General features: G+C 65.8%; 17 protein-coding genes and 3 tRNA genes. 10 read left to right on the forward strand and 10 right to left on the reverse strand.

The window, feature by feature from the left end; genetic code table 11:
• The first annotated feature begins 49 nt into the window (after positions 1-49).
• The 9 genes from ACCQ05_RS12620 to ACCQ05_RS12660 all read left to right on the forward strand — a co-directional run bounded on the left by ACCQ05_RS12620 (position 50) and on the right by ACCQ05_RS12660 (position 5,588).
• Positions 50-676, forward strand: coding sequence for a glycine cleavage system transcriptional repressor (locus ACCQ05_RS12620; RefSeq protein WP_011036914.1), 627 nt, complete (start codon positions 50-52; stop codon positions 674-676).
• Positions 677-690: 14 nt separating this feature from the next.
• The gene (locus tag ACCQ05_RS12625) at positions 691-1,041 is read left to right on the forward strand and encodes a ribonuclease E inhibitor RraB (protein ID WP_372390623.1); all 351 of its coding nucleotides are present in this window, start codon (positions 691-693) and stop codon (positions 1,039-1,041) included.
• 39 nt (positions 1,042-1,080) lie between these two features.
• Positions 1,081-1,563, forward strand: coding sequence for a peroxiredoxin (locus ACCQ05_RS12630; protein ID WP_372390626.1), 483 nt, complete (start codon positions 1,081-1,083; stop codon positions 1,561-1,563).
• Between the two features lie 82 nt (positions 1,564-1,645).
• Complete coding sequence (locus tag ACCQ05_RS12635; RefSeq protein WP_104540448.1) at positions 1,646-3,043, forward strand: PhoH family protein; 1,398 nt, start codon at positions 1,646-1,648, stop codon at positions 3,041-3,043.
• Positions 3,043-3,525, forward strand: coding sequence for a hypothetical protein (locus ACCQ05_RS12640; RefSeq protein WP_372390628.1), 483 nt, complete (start codon positions 3,043-3,045; stop codon positions 3,523-3,525). The genes ACCQ05_RS12635 and ACCQ05_RS12640 overlap by 1 nt, the downstream gene beginning before the upstream one ends.
• A gap of 82 nt (positions 3,526-3,607) precedes the next feature.
• Positions 3,608-4,417: a bifunctional hydroxymethylpyrimidine kinase/phosphomethylpyrimidine kinase gene (thiD, locus tag ACCQ05_RS12645; protein ID WP_167394517.1), complete on the forward strand. Its 810-nt coding sequence runs from the start codon at positions 3,608-3,610 to the stop codon at positions 4,415-4,417.
• Positions 4,414-5,295, forward strand: a complete 882-nt coding sequence (locus ACCQ05_RS12650) for an alpha/beta hydrolase family protein (protein WP_372390630.1) — start codon at positions 4,414-4,416, stop codon at positions 5,293-5,295. Before thiD ends, ACCQ05_RS12650 begins: the two co-directional genes overlap by 4 nt.
• A gap of 40 nt (positions 5,296-5,335) precedes the next feature.
• Positions 5,336-5,412 (forward strand) — tRNA-Arg (locus ACCQ05_RS12655).
• A 99-nt stretch (positions 5,413-5,511) separates the two neighbouring features.
• Positions 5,512-5,588, forward strand: a tRNA-Arg gene (locus ACCQ05_RS12660).
• 161 nt (positions 5,589-5,749) lie between these two features.
• Here ACCQ05_RS12660 and ACCQ05_RS12665 read toward each other — a convergent pair.
• Positions 5,750-6,742 carry a DedA family protein/thiosulfate sulfurtransferase GlpE gene (locus ACCQ05_RS12665; protein ID WP_372390632.1) on the reverse strand — a complete coding sequence of 331 codons (993 nt, stop codon included), beginning with the start codon at positions 6,740-6,742 and terminating at the stop codon, positions 5,750-5,752.
• A gap of 44 nt (positions 6,743-6,786) precedes the next feature.
• Positions 6,787-7,731: a LysR family transcriptional regulator gene (locus tag ACCQ05_RS12670; protein ID WP_372390634.1), complete on the reverse strand. Its 945-nt coding sequence runs from the start codon at positions 7,729-7,731 to the stop codon at positions 6,787-6,789.
• Positions 7,732-7,867: 136 nt separating this feature from the next.
• Here ACCQ05_RS12670 and ACCQ05_RS12675 point away from each other — a divergent pair, with 136 nt between their 5' ends.
• Positions 7,868-8,569, forward strand: coding sequence for a pirin family protein (locus ACCQ05_RS12675; RefSeq protein WP_372390636.1), 702 nt, complete (start codon positions 7,868-7,870; stop codon positions 8,567-8,569).
• A 505-nt stretch (positions 8,570-9,074) separates the two neighbouring features.
• Here ACCQ05_RS12675 and ACCQ05_RS12680 read toward each other — a convergent pair.
• The 8 genes from ACCQ05_RS12680 to ubiB form a co-directional block, all read right to left on the reverse strand.
• A complete protein-coding gene (locus ACCQ05_RS12680; protein ID WP_372394077.1) occupies positions 9,075-11,027 on the reverse strand; it encodes a methyl-accepting chemotaxis protein in 1,953 nt (650 codons plus the stop codon).
• Positions 11,028-11,914: 887 nt separating this feature from the next.
• A tRNA-Ser gene (locus ACCQ05_RS12685) sits at positions 11,915-12,007 on the reverse strand.
• 83 nt (positions 12,008-12,090) lie between these two features.
• On the reverse strand, positions 12,091-12,303 hold the full coding sequence (gene csrA / locus ACCQ05_RS12690; protein WP_003481884.1) for a carbon storage regulator CsrA: 213 nt from the start codon (positions 12,301-12,303) through the stop codon (positions 12,091-12,093).
• Positions 12,304-12,442: 139 nt separating this feature from the next.
• The gene (gene alaS, locus ACCQ05_RS12695; RefSeq protein WP_372390638.1) at positions 12,443-15,091 is read right to left on the reverse strand and encodes an alanine--tRNA ligase; all 2,649 of its coding nucleotides are present in this window, start codon (positions 15,089-15,091) and stop codon (positions 12,443-12,445) included.
• 101 nt (positions 15,092-15,192) lie between these two features.
• Positions 15,193-15,681 carry a recombination regulator RecX gene (gene recX, locus ACCQ05_RS12700; RefSeq protein ID WP_372390640.1) on the reverse strand — a complete coding sequence of 163 codons (489 nt, stop codon included), beginning with the start codon at positions 15,679-15,681 and terminating at the stop codon, positions 15,193-15,195.
• Positions 15,682-15,933: 252 nt separating this feature from the next.
• A complete protein-coding gene (recA, locus tag ACCQ05_RS12705) occupies positions 15,934-16,968 on the reverse strand; it encodes a recombinase RecA (protein ID WP_104540439.1) in 1,035 nt (344 codons plus the stop codon).
• A gap of 172 nt (positions 16,969-17,140) precedes the next feature.
• Entirely contained in the window at positions 17,141-17,782 is a 642-nt protein-coding gene (gene lexA, locus ACCQ05_RS12710; RefSeq protein ID WP_104540438.1) for a transcriptional repressor LexA, read from the reverse strand.
• An 83-nt stretch (positions 17,783-17,865) separates the two neighbouring features.
• A complete protein-coding gene (gene ubiB / locus ACCQ05_RS12715) occupies positions 17,866-19,542 on the reverse strand; it encodes a 2-polyprenylphenol 6-hydroxylase (RefSeq protein ID WP_372390646.1) in 1,677 nt (558 codons plus the stop codon).
• Between the last annotated feature and the right edge of the window lie 387 nt (positions 19,543-19,929).

The raw sequence follows: 19,929 nt of genomic DNA on the forward strand, positions 1-19,929 counted from the left end.
GGGTTGAGACCACCTGCATGTTACTTGCGGCGCGAAAGCACGGGCAAGTATGCTGGTCACCGCCAGGGCGCCTGCCCGGGCGGCCATTCAGCCTGATGCAATGCCGGAAGCCCCTTTGACCGACTCCACTCCCCGGCCTTCGCCGACCGAAAACCACCTCCTGATCAACGCCTACACGACGCATCCGGAGTCCCCCCTGTTGCCCGTCACCCGCCGCATCGCCGACAGCGGCTGCAATCTCGTGGACGCCCGCCTGGCCACGGTCGGGCGCGATGTCTCGGTCACCGCACTGGCCACCGGCTCGTGGGACTCGGTCGCCAAGCTCGAAGCCATGCTGACCCGCCTCGAACGCGAGGAAGGCCTGAAACTGGTGTGGTACCGCACCGGCCCCAAGCAGGCGCAGTCCAACCTGCTGCCCTACATCGTCGAAGTGATTGCCGCCGACAAGCCCGGCATCCTGTTCCAGCTGGCCGATTTCTTCGACCGCCAGGGCATCACCATCGAAAACCTGCAGAGCACCCGCTATCGCGCGATGCAGACCGGCGCGGAGATGTTCTCGGCGCAGGTGACCATCGGCGTGCCGGCCAACATGCACATCGCCGCCTTGCGCGACGATTTCCTGGAATTCTGTGATCACCTCAATCTCGACGCGATCATGGACCCGATGAAGTTCTGAGGCAGGAGTTCTCCATGGCCATCGCACTGTCCGCGCTGAAACAGATGTTCGACCACATCCGCTCGGAAACCGACTGGAATCTGGACGGTCCGCTGCGCTGGGAATACTTCTTCGCCGACCCGGCGCAACAACCGCTGCAACAGCTGGCCGAACAACTGACCAAGGACGGCTACCGCGTCATCGACATCTTCCTCGGCGAACGCGACGAAGACGATGGCGACGACGAGCAGTCGTATTTCCTGCACGTGGACAAGCGCGAGCATCACACGCTGGAGTCGCTGCATCAGCGCAATGCAAAGTTCGATGCGCTCGCCAAACGTTTCCATGTGGCTGCTTATGATGGGATGGATGTCGGCCCGGCCTGATCGGCCGCCGACCGCCTCTCCCCTTTAGGCCAAGCAATGATGACCGACGCAGCAACCGAACTTTCCGCCGCAACCCTCGACCTGCCGCTGGCCCTGTCCGGCGGCGCGCAGACCAGCTTGCGCCACTACGCCGGCAAGTGGCTGGTGCTGTACTTCTATCCCAAGGACAGCACTCCGGGCTGCACCACCGAAGGGCTGGACTTCAACGCGCTGCTGCCGCAGTTCAAGAAGGCCGGCGCGGCGGTGCTGGGCGTCTCGCGCGACTCGGTGAAGTCGCACGACAACTTCTGCGCCAAGCAGGGGTTCGCCTTCCCGCTGGTCAGCGATGGCGACGAGGCCTTGTGCCGCGCCTTCGACGTGATCAAGGAAAAGAACATGTACGGCAAGCAGGTGCTCGGCATCGAGCGCAGCACCTTCCTGCTCTCGCCCGAGGGGCGCATCGTGCAGCAATGGCGCAAGGTCAAGGTGGCCGGCCATGCCGACGCCGTGCTGGCTGCGTTGAAGGCGCACGCCAAACAGTGACATCCCTCGTTTCCCGCGTCCTCCATCACCCTGCCCCGGCAGGCGTGATGGCTCGCCCCTGCTCCATCACCTGGAAGACCCAATGACCCGAGGCAAGCGCATCTACGTGCTGGACACCAACGTGCTGATGCACGATCCCACCGCGCTGTTCAAGTTCGAGGAACACGATGTGTTCCTGCCGATGCAGGTGATCGAGGAGCTGGACAACGCCAAGAAGGGCACCTCCGAAGTCAGCCGCAACGCGCGCCAGGTCAGCCGCTTCCTGGACGAATTGCTGGAAAACACCAATGCCGAGCAGATCCAGGCCGGCATCCTGCTCAGCCACCCGCAAGGTATCCAGCTCAAGGGCCAGGCGGCGATCGGCCGGCTGTACTTCCAGATCCACCCGATCGACCCCGGCCGTACCTTCGGCGCGATGTTGCCGGACAACAAGATCCTGGCCTCGGTGCTGGCGCTGCGCGAGGAAAACCCGGATGTGCCGGTCATCCTGGTGTCCAAGGACATCAACCTGCGCATCAAGGCCTACATCAGCGGCCTGGTCGCCGAGGACTACCAGAACGACCGCGCGCTGGACGATTTCAGCCTGCTGTTCACCGGCGCAGTCGAACTGCCGGAAGATTTCTGGCAGAAGCACAACGAAGACCTGCGCAGCTGGAACGAGCGTGGCCGCACCCATTACGAGATCGTGCTGGCCGAGGACGAGGACTGGTATCCCAATCAGTACCTGTACCTGCCCGGCGACGACGAGGTGGAACTGCGGGTGGCGCGGGTCGGCGGCGGCAAGGCCACGCTGTGCCTGGTCGACGACTTCCGCCACACCCAGCACGCGGTATGGGGCATCGCGGCGCGCAACCGCGAGCAGAATTTCGCGCTCAATGCCCTGATGGACCCGGAGATCGACTTCGTCACCCTGCTCGGCACCGCCGGCACCGGCAAGACCCTGCTCGCATTGGCTGCCGGCCTGGCGCAGACGATGGACCAGCAGCGCTACCGCGAAATCATCATGACCCGCGCCACGGTCAGCGTGGGCGAGGACATCGGCTTTCTGCCGGGCACCGAAGAAGAAAAGATGACCCCGTGGATGGGCGCGCTGACCGACAACCTGGAAGTGCTCACCCACAACCAGGAAGGCGGCTCGTGGGGCCGCGCGGCCACCAACGACCTGCTCGCCAGCCGCATCAAGATCCGCTCGATGAACTTCATGCGCGGGCGCACCTTCCTGTCGCGCTATCTGATCCTGGACGAGGCACAGAACCTCACCCCGAAGCAGATGAAGACGCTGATCACCCGCGCCGGCCCCGGCACCAAGATCGTGTGCCTGGGCAATGTCGAACAGATCGACACGCCCTACCTCACCGAAACCACTTCGGGCCTGACCTACGCGGTGGACCGCTTCAAGGCCTGGCCGCACAGCGCGCACATCACGCTGCGCCGTGGCGAGCGCTCGCGCCTGGCCGACTTCGCCTCGGAGGTGTTGTGATGCGCCCCCTGCGCGGCGCCTTGGCGCTTGCGGCGATCGCGCTGGGCGGCTGCGCCAGCACGCCCTCGCCGTCCAGCGTGCCGACCAACCTCAAGAGCGGGCAGTCCTGGATCATCAGCCGCCAGGGCATCGCCGAGCAGGTGCTGGACACCTGCTCGCGCGACAGCCCCGCCCGCCAGCCCGGACGCATCAGCGGCTACTGGGCACCCAGCCCGAAGCAGATCGAACTGCTGGAGTCGCGCCAGGATGCACTGACCCCGACCATTGCCGAACCGCGCGAGTACGACCGCCAGTACGTGGGCGTGGTGATCCAGGGCCAGCAGCTGATCTACATCAACGCCTTCAAGCTGCCCAACGACCCGCCGGTCAAGCCGGCCCGGGAGGCGATCCGGGTCTGCGACGGTGGCAGCGCGTTCTGGGGTGCGCTGTACGACCCGCAGACCGGGGCGTTTTCGGAAATCGCCGTCAACGGCAGTCCCTGACGCGAGGCTGCTTCGCGCCAGCGGGCGCACGCCTCGCATCCGCTTGTGCACAGGCGCCGCCCGGGCAGTGCAGAATCGGCACATGACCACGCCCAGCACGCTGTCCGCCTTGACCATCGCCGGCTCCGATTCCGGCGGTGGTGCCGGTATCCAGGCCGACCTGAAGACCTTCGCCGCGCATCGCGTGCATGGTTTGTCTGCCATCACCGCGCTGACCGCGCAAAACACCCGTGCGGTCACCGCGGTGCATGTTCCGCCGGTCGCCTTCCTGCAGGCGCAGGTGCAGGCCTGTTTCGACGACTTCCAGATCCAGGCGGTGAAGCTGGGCATGCTGGCCAATGCCGAGGTCATCCATTGCGTGGCCGACCTGCTCGAAACGTATCGCCCCCCGTTCGTGGTGCTGGACCCGGTGATGGTGTCCACCAGCGGCGCGCGCCTGCTCGAGGACGCCGCGCTGGACGCACTACGCAGCCGCCTGCTGCCGCTGGCAACGCTGATCACGCCCAACACGCCCGAAGCCGAGCTGCTGACCGGCCGCCGCATCGACGATGCGGATGCCGCCGAGCACGCCACCGCGGCCCTGCTCGATCTCGGCGCACAGGCGGTGCTGCTCAAGGGCGGTCACCTGCTGGAGGGCGCGCGCGTGATCGATCGCTTCGATGACGGCGTCACCCAGGACGTGTTCCTGCATCCGCGCCTGCAGGTGGATGCGCACGGCACCGGCTGCAGCCTGTCGGCGGCGATCGCCGCACAGCTGTGCCAGGGCCTGTCGCTGCTCAACGCCTGCGAAGCGGGCATCGACTATGTGGCGCGCGCCATCCGCATCGGCCAGCGCCCGGGCCATGGCGAGGTGCTGGTGCTCGACCACTTCGGCGCCGCGCCCGGCGCATGAGCGTGCACAGCCACACCCTGACCGCCAGTGCGGCGGATGGACACCGCTGGCAGGTGATCCGCTGCGCGCCCGTACAGCCGGTCGCCTCGCCGCTGTGGCTGCCGGCATTGGGCGTGGCGGCACGGCATTACCTGCCTTTTGCGACGGCGCTGGCCTCCATAGGCATCGCGGTGTATCTGCACGAATGGCGCGGCAACGGCAGCAGCACGCTGCGCCCATCGCGCCAGCACGACTGGGGTTTTCGCAGCTTGCTGGCCGATGACATCCCGGCCAGCCATGCGCTGATGGCGCTGCACGATCCGCAGCACCCCCACATCGTCGGCGGCCACAGCCTGGGCGGGCAGCTGGCCTGCTGCCATGCAGCCTTGCAGCCGGCGCGCATCGCGCAGCTGTGGCTGGTCGCCAGCGGCTCGCCGTACTGGCGACGGTTCCCGCGCCCCATGCGCTACGGGCTGCCAGTGGCGTATCGCCTCCTGCCCTGGCTGGCACGCGTGCAAGGCGTGCTGCATGGGCGCTCGCTGCGCTTTGCCGGCACCGAGGCGCGCAGCCTGATCGCCGACTGGGCCCGGGTCGGTCGCAGCAATCGCTATCGCGCCGCAGGCACCGCATGGGATCTGGAACGCGCGCTGGGCGCGCTCACCGTGCCGATCACGGCGGTGACCCTTGCCCGCGATCACTTCGGCCCGCCTGCAGCGCTACAGACATTGCTGCGCAAGATGCCGCACGCACCAGCCGCTGTGCAGCCGCTGGACGATCTACAACTTGGGGTGCGCAGCGATCATTTCGCCTGGATGAAAGCGCCCGCCGCGGTGGCTGCAGCGCTGCTGGGTATGCGAAACAACGCGGTCGACGGCACCCGAAGTTCACAAAGGGATTGACGACCCATGCGGGCATCCGCATAATTCCGCTCCTGACGAGGCGCCCGTAGCTCAGTTGGATAGAGTACCTGGCTACGAACCAGGCGGTCGGGAGTTCGAATCTCTCCGGGCGCACCATCTTCAGAGAAGTACAAAAAGACAGCAGTGAAGCGCTGTTTTTTTCCAGTTAAACGTCCGCTTGCAACGCATCGGATGGGCAAGACAAAAACAAGATATGCGCCCGTAGCTCAGTTGGATAGAGTACCTGGCTACGAACCAGGCGGTCGGGAGTTCGAATCTCTCCGGGCGCACCAATCTTGAAGAAAACGACCAGCTTGCTGGTCTTTTTTTTGCCTGTCGTCCTGGCCCGGATTCATCGATGAGGCAGCATCGTCGCCGATCGCACCACCGCGCAGGCCGTGGCACCGTCGGTCGTTGATCGCCGCGCTCCTTTCACGCACGCGCGCGCCGATGATCACATCGTCGCACCTCGCGCCTCCACGTCGACGGCCACCACCACCGGCGGCAACGAGGTCACCGGGTAGCCGGCGGCGTGCCATGCGTCCAGCCCACCCAGCAACGGCCGCACGTCGCGATAGCCGCGCGCGCGCATGCGCCCGGCCAGCCATGCGGCAGACACTTCGCCCGGGCACGCGCAATAGATCACCACCGTACGTTCGCGCGGCACGCTGGCAAGGATCTGCGCAAGCTGTCGCTCATCGGCGAACACGGCGCCGGGAATCGTGTACGGCTGCAGATCGCGGTACCCGGGTGCACGAATGTCCAGCACCGTCGGGCGCTGCTGCGCATCGCCATCCAGCAACGGCAGCAGTTCGTCCACCGCGATGCGCGCCTGTTCCAGCGACCGCAGCAGGCTATGCCGGCGCCACCAGCGCCAACCGACATAGCAGGCCAGCAGCGCCGCCAGCACCACCACCGCACCGGACCCCAGCTCGGACAGGAACGCCAACACGTCCTGCACCTGGTCGGCGAACAGCGCCCCCAGGCTCAGGCCGGCCAGCGCCCACAGCGCGGCCCCGAACGCGTCGTAGCGCAGGAACGCCGCCAGCCGTACCTGGCTGGCACCGGCCATCGGCACCGACACCATCGACAGGCCGGGCACGAACTTGGCCACTGCCAGCACGCGCACGCCCCAGCGCGAAAAGAACCGCTCGGTCTTCTTCATGCAGGTGTCGCGCGACAACGACAGGCGGCACAGCGACTGCAAGGTGCGGTTGCCGAAGCGGCGGCCGGCCAGATACCAGGCCAGATCGCCAAGCAGGCTCGCCAGCACCGACAGCCCCCACGCCGCCAGGCCTGCCAGCCAGGCATCGCCGCCGCCCGCCAGCGCGTAGCCTGCGCCCACCAGCACCAGCGTCGGCAGTGCCGGCACCGGCAGCCCGAGCGACAACGCCAGCACGTTGGCGAACACCAGTGCCAATCCGTACTGTTCGATCAAGCCTTGCATGCGGGGATCCTGCGCGACGGCAAGCAGGCATTATCCGCGCTTGCCTAACCGCGCGACTGCCCGGCGGCAACGGAACGATACGTTTCAGCCAGCGACTGCGACCAGCGCTCGAACAGCCCCGGGCGACGCAGCGCCTGGCGCCACCAGTTCAGGGCCTCGCCCTCCTCGCCCGGCCGCCACGCCAGGTAGAAGGTTTCATCGGCCTTGCGTGTCTCCACCGGCACCTCCTGCAGGCGCCCATCCTGCAACGCGCCGCGCGCATAGGGCTCGGGCAGGAAGCCATAGCCCACACCGGCCAGCTGCAGCAGCAGCTTGGTGTGCATGTCGGGCACGGTCAGCACATCGCGCCCGGACAACAGGCCCACGGTGCGCGGCAGCAACCGCCGTGCCGAATCGGCCACCGCGATCGCCCGGTGGTCGGCCAGCTCGGCCGGCCCCGGCAGGTTGGCGCCCGCCAGCGGATGGCTGGACGCCACCGCGAACACGAACCGCACGCTGCCGATCGGTTCGGCCACATAGCCGCCACCGCTCGGCCCCTCGCCCGCCGCCACGATCAGGTCCACCCGCCGGTCCAGCAAGGCCTCCCAACCGCCGGATAGCGATTCGCTCAGCACCCGCAGCCGCGTGCTGTCGGCCACCTGGTAAAACGCCAGGATCTGCGCCTGCAGCAGTGTCGTCGGCAGGATCGCATCCAGCCCGATCGCAAAGTCCGATTCCCAGCCCGAGGCCACCCGCTGCACCCGCACTTCCAGCTCCTGCGCCGCGCGCAGCAGGTGGCGGCCTTCGCGCAGCAGTTCGCGCCCGGCCTGGGTCGGGGTTGCCTTCGGCCCAAACCGCTCGAACAGCTGCACACCCAGGTCCTCTTCCAGCCTGGCCACCGTGTAGGAGATGGTCGAGGGCACTTTGAACAACATCTTGGCGGCGGCGGCGAACGAGCCGCGCCGGTCGATCGCATCCAGGATCTGCAACGCGTCCAGGCTGATTTTCATTGTTCGATTTTTTCGATAATAGCGGCCAAATCTACTCGCTTTTTCTTCCTCGTGCAGAGGCGGAGACTATGCCTCAAGCCGCTGGCACACCGATCCACACCCCAGCGCCAATTCGAATCTACCAAGGAGAAGCAGCATGTTGAATGTCCGCAAGAGCGAAACCCGTGGCCGCGCCGAGCATGGCTGGCTGTCCTCGCGCCACACCTTCTCCTTCGCCAGCTACCATGACCCGCGCCATATGGGCATCGGCCCGCTGCGGGTGATCAACGAGGACAAGGTGCAGCCGGGCGAAGGCTTCGGCACCCACGCCCATCGCGACATGGAGATCATTTCCTACGTGCTGGGCGGCGCGCTGGAACACAAGGACAGCATGGGCACCGGCTCGGTGCTGCACTATGGCGATGTGCAGCGCATGAGCGCCGGCAGCGGCGTCACCCACAGCGAGTTCAATCATTCGTCCAGCGAGCCGGTGCACTTCCTGCAGATCTGGGTGATGCCCGAGCGCGCCGGGATCGAGCCGAGCTACGAAGAAAAGCACTTCGCTGCCGACAGCAAGCGCAACCAGCTGCGCCTGATCGCCTCGCCGGGCGGTGACGATGGCTCGCTGCGCCTGCATCAGGATGCACGGCTGTATGCGTCGATCCTCGATGGCGAGGTCCGCCTGCAGCAACCGCTGGCCGAAGGCCGCATCGGCTACGTGCAGGTGGCGCGCGGCAGCCTCACCGTCAACGGGCAGGTGCTGTCGGCGGGCGATGCGGTGCAGGTCATCGGCGAGCCGGAGATCGTGCTGGCCGATGCCCGCGATGCCGAAGTACTGGTGTTCGACCTGCCCAAGTAAGCGGACAGGCGTACACGCTTCCCTCGCCGACAGATGGGCGTAGCAGGCAATGAGCGGCGCCCTGCTTCAGTGAGGCGTCGTCTCTTTCTGCGCAGGCACTGGCCTGGCCGGTCTTCTGCGGACGCGCCGATCTGCAGCCATTGCCTGCACCTGGCCTGCGCTTTGGCACCGCATCCAGACAGCGCGCACTGGGTGGCCTCCAGCCGCATCGTCAGGTGACGGCAAGGCGCCCGGGATCCCCGAGGGTACAGGCGCGATCGAAACTGGCGAGGCAGAAGGCAACGCGGGCAGCATTCGCGCTTTAGGGCGGCAGTGTCGCTCTTCGCTCGGGACCGGGCAGATCCTGCGCGGACGTACCGCTGTCCGGATTGCCCTGCAAACACGCGGCCGTGCAACTTCCATCTGCGTCGTATCGACGCTGCGCCAGGGCGCGGGACGATGTGTCGATCCGCCATCGACCTGGACCAGGCACCGTCGTCGCGGCGCCCTGCCCGGCTGATACGCATCAGGCAGCCTGCGGGCGGAGCCGCTGCGCGGTAGCATCCGCAGTGACGGCATGCGGGACAGCGCCCTCGGCGTCGCCGTTGACCAGCGCAAACAACGCATCGGCATCGGCCTCCAGCACACGTGCCGACCGCGCCAGGTCATCCACCATCTGCGCCTGGTCGCGCGCCTGCACGCCGATCGATTGCAAGGCGGTGTTGGCGGTGGAGATATCCTGCGCCTGCTGGTGACTGGCAGCGGCGATCTGCTCCACCGTCGCGGTCACGCGCAGCACCGATGTCACCAGATCCTGCATCACCACACCCGCCTGCTCGGCCAACCGCGAGCCATCGCCCACCTGGTCGGTCGCATTGTCGATCAACGAGCGGATCTCCCGGGCCGACACGCTGCAGCGCTGCGCCAGGCTGCGCACTTCGGTGGCCACGACCGCAAACCCACGCCCCTGTTCGCCGGCGCGCGCGGCCTCCACGGCTGCATTGAGCGCCAGGATATTGGTCTGGAAGGCGATGCCGTCGATGACCTCGATGATCTGCCCGATCCGGTCGGTGGCCGAACGAATGCCGGCGGTGGTCTGCACCACCTCGGCGATGACATCGGCACCGCGCCGCGCCACTGCCGCGGAATCTTCGGCCATGCGCTGGGCCGAGCCGGCGTTCTCGGAATTGGTGCGCACGGTGGCAGCCAGCTGATCGATGGTACCGGAGGTCTGCGCCACCGCACCGGACTGCGCGGAGGCGCGCTTGACCAGCTCCTGGTTGCTGACGGAAATATGGTGCGACTCGCGCTGCACGTTCTGCGCAACGCTCATGGTCTGCCGCATGAGATCGCGCATGCGCTCGGCCGAGCGCACCTGGTCGGTCACGTCGGTGGCGTACTTGACCACCTTGTACGGCCGCCCGGAGACATCCAGGATCGGGTTATACGAGGCCTGGATCCACACCGGGCTGCCGTCCTTGCGCAGGCGGCGGTAACGCCCGGCGTCGAATTGGCCACGCGCCAGCTTCGCCCAGAAATGCCGGTAGTCCTCGGACGCGCGGTAGGCCGCATCGACGAAGATCCCGTGATGCTGGCCGATCGCCTCTTGCGAGGAGTAACCCAGGATCGCCAGGAAATTGTCGTTGGCCGTCAGCACCCGACCGTCCAGGTCGAATTCGATCACTCCCATCACCTTGTCGATGGCCTGGATGCGACCATCCGCATCGGCCGAATCGATCACCTGGCGGGTGACGTCGGTGGCGTACTTGACCACCTTGTAGGGCCGCCCGCGCTCGTCGAGCACCGGGTTGTAGGAGGCCTGGATCCAGACGTCCTGGCCGTTCTTGCCGATGCGCTTGTAGCGACCGGCGTCGAATGCGCCGCGTCCGAGCGATTCCCAGAACGCGCGATACGCCGCGGACTGACGCGTGGCCGCATCCACGAACATGCCATGGTGCTTGCCGCGGATCTCCTCCAGCCGGTAACCCATGACCTGCAGGAAATTCTGGTTGGCATCGAGCACCGTGCCGTCCAGCGAAAACTCGATGACCGCCATGACCTTGTCGATCGCATCGATGCGTCCTTCGAAATCGGCGGTCTGGCGCACCTGCGCGGTGATGTCGGTGGCGTACTTCACCACGCGATAGGCCTTGCCCGCGCGATCGAGCAAGGGGTTGTAGGAAGCATTGATCCAGACTTCGCGCCCGTGCTTGTCCAGCCGGCAGAAGCGCCCTGCACTGAAGTCGCCGCGACGCAGCGCCTCCCATAACTGGCGGTAGCTTTCGCTGTCGCGATCGTTTGCGGTGACGAACATGCGGTGGTGCTGGCCGACCACCTCCTCCAGCCGGTATCCCATCAGCGACAGGAAGTTCTGGTTCGCATCCAGGATGCGCCCATCCAGATCGAATTCGATCACCGCCATCACCCGGTCCACTGCGTTGGCCTTGTGCTGCAGACCGCGACCCCGGGAAGAGAACAAACGTCCAAGCAACGGTAGGCGCATCACGTCGAAATCCGGGATAGGGGTCACGTCCCTTAGCGACATCCGTGCGCATAACTTGATCCTTATTCACCCAACGCATCGTCGAGCGATTCGGACGTGGCGAACCTCGATCCAACCGAACCGACCAGGCCGCTACGCCACGGACGCGGCAACGGCAGGGCCGTGGCCAGGCACTCAGCTCGCAAGGCAGCTGCTGTCGGAGCAACAACGCCGACCATCTGGTCATGAGCAACGTGCAACTACGACCAGCGCAGACGTCGTCTCGGACACCGCTTGCGCAGCTGCAAGGGCGAGCGCCGCACTGACACAAGCAGCCCTGCATTTTCCGGACACACGCGACTGGCTCCCAACGCTTTCCCGACAGGCACCGAGCGACTCAGGCAGGCAGCAGACCGGTCGTCAGCAAACCAGGTTGCAAGCAACCAGCCTGCATCGCCGTGCCGCAGGTTGGCGGGCCGATCGGAGCGTTGCAGCGTGCCGAGGCCCCACGTGTCGTTTTGAATCCAACGGCAGGCGCGCGTAGAACCACGCGCCGATAGCGATGCCGGCAGCGCCGAGGTCGGGTCCTTGCAGATAAAACTCAAGCTCGTCCAGCGAACGTGCAGGCACGCAACCCTGCGGATGCACGTATAAGCGACCAGCTCCAATCGCCCCGGCGACCACGATGGGAGCCCTCGGCCAGGAACACGCAGACCGACACGGCGACCACAAGGTGATGCATCACAACCGGCTCGGCCGTGTGTCTGCACTGCACCGGTGCTCATCGGCGCTGCTGTCGTGCCGGCCCTCGCAAGCCGAATGCGCACACCGAGCATGCAAAATAAAACGCCCGCAAATCAATGATTTGCGGGCGTCTAGAACGCTGGCGGAGCGAGAGGGATTCGAACCCTCGATAGAGCTTTTGACCCTATACTCCCTTAGCAGGGGAGCCCCTTCAGCCACTCGGGCATCGCTCCAGTTTTTGCGGCCTGCCGCGATGTCCGTGGCAGGCCGCGAAGAATACCGGGTAAGAGGGGCTAACGTAAACCCTTTAGTACGATCAATTCGAAGAATCGTCGCCGTGGTGCGCGCCAGAGGCCACCGGCTCGTCCCCACGCTGGATGCGCTGGTAGATTTCTTCGCGATGCACAGCAACATCCTTCGGTGCGGTGATGCCAATACGCACCTGATTACCCTTGACGCCGAGCACGGTGACAGTGACCGAGTCGCCGATCATCAAGGTTTCGCCTACCCGGCGAGTGAGGATCAACATTTTGCAAATCTCCTGGAACCGGTGGGTTTCCCACCAGCGTCGACGGCCTCCTGAGTGAGACGCGCCCTAGGTAAAGGGAATAGACCAGAAATGGTAGCGGGACATCCTGCTAGCCAGCAAGGCATAGCAGGACAAGTGTTCAGCCCAAGTGTTGCTTGACCCAGGAGGGCACGCCGTCGAGAGCGGTCGCAAGGGCGGGCCCATCCTCGCCACCACCCTGGGCGAGATCCGGACGGCCGCCGCCCTTGCCCCCGATCTGACTGGCGATATGGCCGAGCAGTTCCCCTGCCTTTACCTTGCCAGTTGGGCTCCCGTTCACACCGGCAACCAGGGCGGCCTTGCCCGCCGATGCACCGGCCAGCACGATGACCGAATCGCCCAGCTGTTGCTTCAGGCGGTCCATCGCCTCGCGCAAGGCCTTCGCATCGAATCCTTCCAGACGCACGGCGACGACCTTGACCCCGGCCACATCGACTGCACCGGCGCCGAGATCGGCAGTCGCGCCGGAGGCCAGCTTGGCCTTCAACGATTCCAGCTCACGCTCCAGGCGCTTCTGACGCTCGGTCAGCGCGCGTACCTTGTCCACCACTTCACCGGCATTGCCACCCAGCAGACCGGCGGCCTCGGACAGACGCCGCTCCTGGTCGGCGACATAATCCAGCGCACCCTGCCCGGTCACCGCTTCGATGCGACGCACGCCCGAAGACACACCGCCTTCGGAAGTGATCTTGAACAGACCGATGTCGCCGGTGCGGCTCACATGCGTGCCGCCACACAACTCGGTCGAATAGCCACCCATCTTCAGCACGCGCACGCGCTCGCCGTATTTCTCGCCGAACAGTGCCATTGCGCCGAAATCCAGCGCTTCCTGCATGGCCATGTTGTGCACTTCGACGCTGTGGTTGGTGCGCACCTCGGCATTGACCTTGCGCTCGATCACCGCGAGTTCTTCCGCGGTGATCGGCTGGAAATGCGAGAAGTCGAAACGCAGCCGGTCCGGCGCCACCAACGAGCCCTTCTGCTGCACATGTGTGCCCAGCACTTCGCGCAACGCAGCGTGCAGCAGGTGCGTGGCCGAATGGTTGAGGATGGTCTTGCCGCGGCGCTGTACATCGATGCCGCCCGCCAGCACATCGCCCAGCGCAAGCGCGCCTTCGGTGATGCGCCCCACGTGACCGTGGAACTGGCCGGCGAACTTCTGGGTATCGGTGACGTCGATCGACACATCGGTGTTGCTCAACTGCCCGCTGTCGCCGACCTGACCGCCGGACTCGGCGTAGAACGGCGTGCGATCGGTGAACACGATGACCTCGTCGCCGGCCTCGGCACGTTCGACCGGGCGGCCCTGCTTGAGCAGGGCGACGACCTTGAGGGCGTCGGCGTCATGCGCCTCGTAACCCAGGAAGACGGTTGGCGACATGCTGGCGACCAGATCGGCCGGCAACGCGACGCCGCCGCCGAACTTGCCTGCTGCACGCGCGGTCTCGCGCTGACGCTCCATGGAAAACTCGAAGCCCTCCATGTCCACCCGCATACCGCGTTCGCGCGCGATATCGGCGGTCAGATCGACCGGAAACCCATAGGTATCGTAGAGACGGAACACATCTTCGCCCGGGATGACGTCCTGCGACCGCGCCGCCACGTCGTCGAAGATCTTCATGCCGGCATCCAGCGTCTCGGCAAAGCGCTCCTCCTCGGCCAACAGGGCGCGGGCAACGGTGTCCCTGGCCACCACCAGTTCGGGATAGGCCTCGCCCATCAATTCGACCAGGGTGGGCACCATCTTGCTGAAGAACGGCTGGCGCACGCCCAGCATCCAGCCATGGCGCAGCGCACGCCGGATGATCCGGCGCAGCACATAGCCCCGCCCTTCATTGGACGGCAGCACGCCATCGACGATCAGGAACGAACAGGCGCGGATGTGATCGGCAATGACCCGTAGCGACTTGTTTTCCAGATCGCTGACGCCGGTCAGCTCACTGGCCTTGCCGATCAGGGTCTGGAACAGGTCGATTTCGTAGTTGGTATGGACGTGCTGCAGGATCGCAGCCAGCCGCTCCAACCCCATACCGGTATCCACGCACGGCGCCGGCAACGGCACCAGGGTGCCGTCGGGTTGGCGATCGAACTGCATGAAGACCAGGTTCCAGATCTCGATGAACCGGTCGCCATCTTCGTCCGGAGAGCCCGGAGGACCGCCGGCGATATGGTCGCCATGATCGAAGAAGATCTCGGTGCACGGGCCGCAGGGGCCGGTGTCGGCCATCTGCCAGAAGTTGTCCGAGGCGTACGGGGCGCCTTTGTTGTCGCCGATACGCACGATACGGCTCTCGGGAATGCCGATCATGTCGCGCCACAGCGCGAAGGCCTCTTCGTCGGTGTGGTAGACGGTGACCAGCAGGCGGTCGGCCGGCAGCTTCCAGACCTGGGTCAGCAGCTCCCAGGCCCAGGCGATGGCGTCCTTCTTGAAGTAATCGCCGAACGACCAGTTGCCCAGCATCTCGAAGAAGGTGTGGTGACGCGCGGTGTAACCCACCGAATCCAGGTCGTTGTGCTTGCCGCCGGCACGCAGGCAGCGCTGCACGTCTGCGGCTCGCACATAGCTGCGCTTCTCTGCGCCAAGAAAGACGTCCTTGAACTGGACCATGCCGGAATTGGTGAACAACAGGGTCGGGTCGTTGCCCGGCACCAGCGGCGCGGAGGGCACGATGGTGTGACCCTTGCCCTCGAAAAACGCAAGGAAGTCGCTACGGATCTGGGAAGTGCTGAATTTGGCAGGTGCGTTCATGTGCTGGCATTGGGCGGGCGGCAGTCCCGGTCACCCAATGAGATGTGGGCGCAGATGAGCGGAACAACCTGAAACCACGAAGGGTAGCAGGCCTGACGCCCTCAGTCCTCAAGGTCGAAGCGCGTAGCGCTGCGAATGCTGTTGCCGTCGAAACCCCGCCGGGCCAGCAGATCGGCGGCCTTGCGCCGCTGCGGCAGATCCACCGGTCCCTGCTCGCCGAACCGGCGGCGGACCAGCTCGCGCGCATTTTCGGTCCAATCGCCCTCAAACGTCGCCATTGCGGCGCTGATGGCCTCGCTGTCCAGGCCATGGGTACCGAGCTCGGCACGGATATGCAATGGGCCGTAGCCCGAATTTGCCTTATTCCGCACCACTGAAGCGGCAAACCGGGTGTCGTCCTGCCACCCCTCGCCGGCCAGGCGATCAACGGCCGCCTGCGCGGCGTCCGGCTCGATCCCGCGCGCCAGCAGCTTGCGATTCAATTCCTTGCGCGAGTGCTCGCGCCGCACCAGCAGCCCCAGTGCGCGTTGGACCGGCGTCTGCTCCTTGAACCGGCGGCCCCGCTTGGGTGCGGGCTCTTGCTCGTCCATCGTGACGTATCCCTCGATTGCTGCATCAATGCGCCGTCCCTGGCGCCTGCCCTCCTGGCCCTCGATAGATCTACCGCGGGACGCGACGGCACTGACTCCGCCGTTCCCGCGATAGAAAAACCTGAAACGACCTCACGCACCGCATCGGTAAGAAGCAGAGCGGCCGAGGCTGCCACACCGCCCTGGAAAGCAACGCGCCGCAGCCTGCCGGTCGCGCCAGCCGTCGCCAGCGTGCCCGGTCACCGATGCCGCTTATTCCTTCTCGGCGTCGTCGCCTTCTTCGCGCGGCGCCTCGGCGGGCTGGAACTTCTCGCGCAGCTCGGCCTCGAGCTTGGCCGCTACCTGCGGGTTGTCGCGCAGATAGCCACGCGCGTTGTCCTTGCCCTGACCGATACGCTCGTCGCCGTAGCTGTACCAGGCACCAGCCTTGTCCACCAGCTTGGCTTCCACGCCCATATCGATCAGTTCGCCTTCGCGGCTGATGCCTTCGCCGTAGAGGATCTCGGTGACGACCTGCTTGAACGGAGGCGCCAGCTTGTTCTTGACTACCTTGATCTTGGTCTGGTTACCGATGATCTCGTCGCCCTTCTTGATCGCGCCGATGCGACGGATGTCCAGGCGGACCGAGGCGTAGAACTTCAGTGCGTTGCCGCCGGTGGTCACTTCCGGGCTCTGGCCCGGCATCATGACGCCGATCTTCATGCGCAACTGGTTGATGAACACCACCAAGGTGTTGGAGCGCTTGATGTTGCCGGTGAGCTTGCGCAGCGCCTGGCTCATCAGGCGGGCCTGCAGGCCCGGCAGCTGGTCGCCCATCTCGCCTTCGATTTCCGCCTTTGGCGTCAACGCGGCGACCGAGTCGACCACCACGATATCGACCGAACCAGAGCGCACCAGCATGTCGGCGATTTCCAACGCCTGCTCACCGGTATCGGGCTGCGACAGCAGCAGGTCGTCGACATTGACGCCCAGCTTGGCGGCGTAGATCGGATCCAGCGCGTGCTCGGCGTCGATGAAGGCCGCGGTGCCCCCCTTCTTCTGGCATTCGGCAATCGCCTGCAGGGTTAAGGTGGTCTTGCCCGAGGATTCCGGGCCATAGATTTCCACCACCCGGCCCTTCGGCAGACCGCCGATCCCCAGTGCGATGTCCAACATCAGCGAGCCGGTCGGAATGACTTCGACCGCCTCGATCACGCGGTCGCCCATGCGCATCACCGAACCCTTGCCGAATTGCTTTTCGATCTGGCTCAGTGCGGCGGAAAGGGCGCGCTTCTTGTTCTCATCCATCTGGGTGATCCTTGTCAGTGATTTCGGTGTGGAGCCAATGTAGCGGTGGTGTATCGCACAGACTGAGACTGCAGGCGACACACTCAGATTAACGATGCGATCCGTTCCCAGGCAGCGGAAAAGACTGCAATGCCGGCTGGGAAAACGACCAGCGCAGGCATCGGTACAGCGCTCAGCGATTGGGTCTCAGCAGCCCGCAATACAGGCCTTCGATGGCGAAGTCCTGATCCGGCTGCACTTCGATCGGGGCATAGTCGGGATTGCGCGGCAACAGCCGGATCCGGTCCTTGCCGATCTTCAACAGCTTGACCGTGATTTCTTCATCGATCCGGGCCACCACGATCTGCCCGGAGCGCGCATCGCGGGTGCGGTGCACACCGATCAGGTCGCCGTTGAAGATGCCTTCGTCGCGCATGGAATCGCCTTGCACCTTGAGGAGATAGTCCGGCGATGGCGAGAAGAACACCCGATCCAGCACCACGAAGTCGTCCGAGCCGATGTCGGCACCGATCGGCAGGCCGGCCGCCACGCGCCCCAGCACCGGCAACCGCAGCACGTCCTCGCGCGGCGGTGCGCTCACCGCCGGCATGCGCGCCACCGCGCCCTGCCCGGCCAGGCGAATGCCGCGCGCCTGCCCCGGTACACGGCGGATCGCGCCAGCCTGCTCCAGGGCCTCAAGGTGATACTGCGCCGCGCGTACGCCCTTGAAGCCGAACGCACGGGCGATTTCGGTCTGCGAGGGCGGGACGCCATCGGCGTCGATGCGCTCGGCGATCAAGGCAAGGATGGCGTGCTGGGTATCGGTCAGGTCCATGGTTAGTAGTATTACTACTAACCGCGCAGTGTGCAATCCCCTCCCGGCCCGCTCAGCCGAGCAGCACGTGTCGATGGCCCTGGCTAGCGCCGACTGCGCCAGATCGAAAACAGGATCCAGATGCCGCACAACCCCGCGCCGATGAAGCCGCCCACGCCCAGGCCGAGCAGCCAGCGACTGGCGCTGCTGCCGACGCTGTTCATCACGATGGACGAGCCGATCACCAGCGCGGCAGTCACGATCCCCATGGTGAGCCGGTTGGCGGCGCGATCCACCTGCTCGCCGAATTCGCGCAGGGCGCGCGTCTCCACATGCAATTGCAGCTTGCCGCGACGCGCCGCCTGGATCAGGCGCTTGAGATCGCGCGGCAGGTCGCCGATCAGGTCGATCGCGCCAGTCACGGTACGGCGGCTGCGCCGCAGCATGGCACTGGGCGCATAGCGTTGCAGCACCACGCGTTCGAGATACGGCCGCGCTTCGGTGGCCATGTCGAAGTCCGGGTCGAGCTGGCGTCCCATGCCTTCAAGAGTAAGAAACGCCTTGATCATCAGCGCCAGATCCGACGGCAGCGTGAGCCCATGGTCGCGCAGGATGGCGGTGACATCGCCGAGCATCGCACCGATGCGCAGTTCCTTCAGCGGCACGCCGCGGTATTCGTCGACGAATGCGCCGATGTCCTGCTGCAGGCGCGCCTCGTCGATATCCAGACTGGTGCCGGCCCACTCCAGTAGCACATCGATGACCGCGTCGGCGTCGTAGCTCACCATGCCGTGCAGCAACTGCGCCACCTGGAAACGGCGCTGCTCGGACACCCGGCCGACCATGCCGAAATCGATGATGGCGATACGACCGTCGCGCAGATAGAAAATATTTCCCGGGTGCGGGTCGGCGTGGAAACAGCCGTCCTGCAAGACCATCTTGAGCACGATGCCGGCGCCGGCGCGCGCCAATGCCTGGCGATCCAGGCCTGCGGCATCCACCGCCGGCATGTCGCGGCCGGGAATGCCATCGATGAATTCCTGCACGTTGAGCGCATCGCAGGTCCACTCCCAATACACCGCCGGCACCACCACCTGCGCATCGTTGGCGAAATTGGCGGCGATGCGCTCGGCGTTGCGGCCCTCGGCAGCGAAATCCAGCTCGCGCCGCAGCGAGACGGTGAATTGCTGCACCACTTCGGCCGGGCGATAGCGCTTGAGGTCCGGAGCGCGGGTTTCGACGATGTCGGCCAGCCGCGCGAGCAGGCGCAGATCCGCGTCGATGGTGTCGCCGATGCCGGGGCGGCGGATCTTCAGTACCACCGGCGTGCCGTCGGCCAGCCAGGCACGGTGGGTCTGCGCCAGCGAGGCAGCCGCCAGCGGCTGCTCGTCCAGCCGGGCGAACACGCCCTCCGGTTCCGCGCCCAGCGCGGCAACCAGTTGCGGCCGGATCTGGTCGAACGGCAAGGCCGGCACCGCGTTCTGCAGTTCGCTGAGCTCCTCGATCCAGTCCGGCGGCAGCAGGTCCACGCGCGTGGCCAGCACCTGCCCCAGCTTGACGAAGGTAGGGCCGAGTTCCTCCAGCGCGCGGCGCACGCGCAGCGCGGCCGACATGCGCAGGCGGCCTTCGACATTGTTCCAGTGCAGCAACCTGCCGGCGCGATCGAGCACATCGGCCAGCCCGATGCGGCGCACCACATCGCCAAAGCCATAGCGAATCAGGACGGATGCGATTTCCTGCAGGCGCCCCAGATCCCGCACCGTGCCAAGCGCTTCCCACATCAGCGCACCGCCTGCTGCGACGCACACACCCGGGACTGCGGGGCGCTCGGCTGCACGGCCCGCATGCGCCGGGTAATCAGCCGGTACCGCCGCGAGATGCCATGAGCGAACCGCCGCATCCGGACAGATGCGCACGCATCGCGCAGGCGCAAGACCGGGCCGTGACGGTCGTCCGTCTGCGCCATCGCAGCCTGGACAGGCGATGCAGACCAACCGATCCGCGCACCTGGCCGCTCATGCAGAACAGGAGGCGGCAAGGCGTCGGGCACGGCAGCAGGAAACGAAAACATCGGCACGCAGCGTTGGCAATGAGACCTTGTTTGTAGCCGATCCATCCGCCAATGTCGCGCCCCGGACCGATCGGTACTCAGCGCGCAGTGGGCTGCA

The sequence above is a fragment of the Xanthomonas sp. NCPPB 3582 genome, assembly GCF_041475735.2.
Taxonomy (GTDB): domain Bacteria; phylum Pseudomonadota; class Gammaproteobacteria; order Xanthomonadales; family Xanthomonadaceae; genus Xanthomonas; species Xanthomonas codiaei.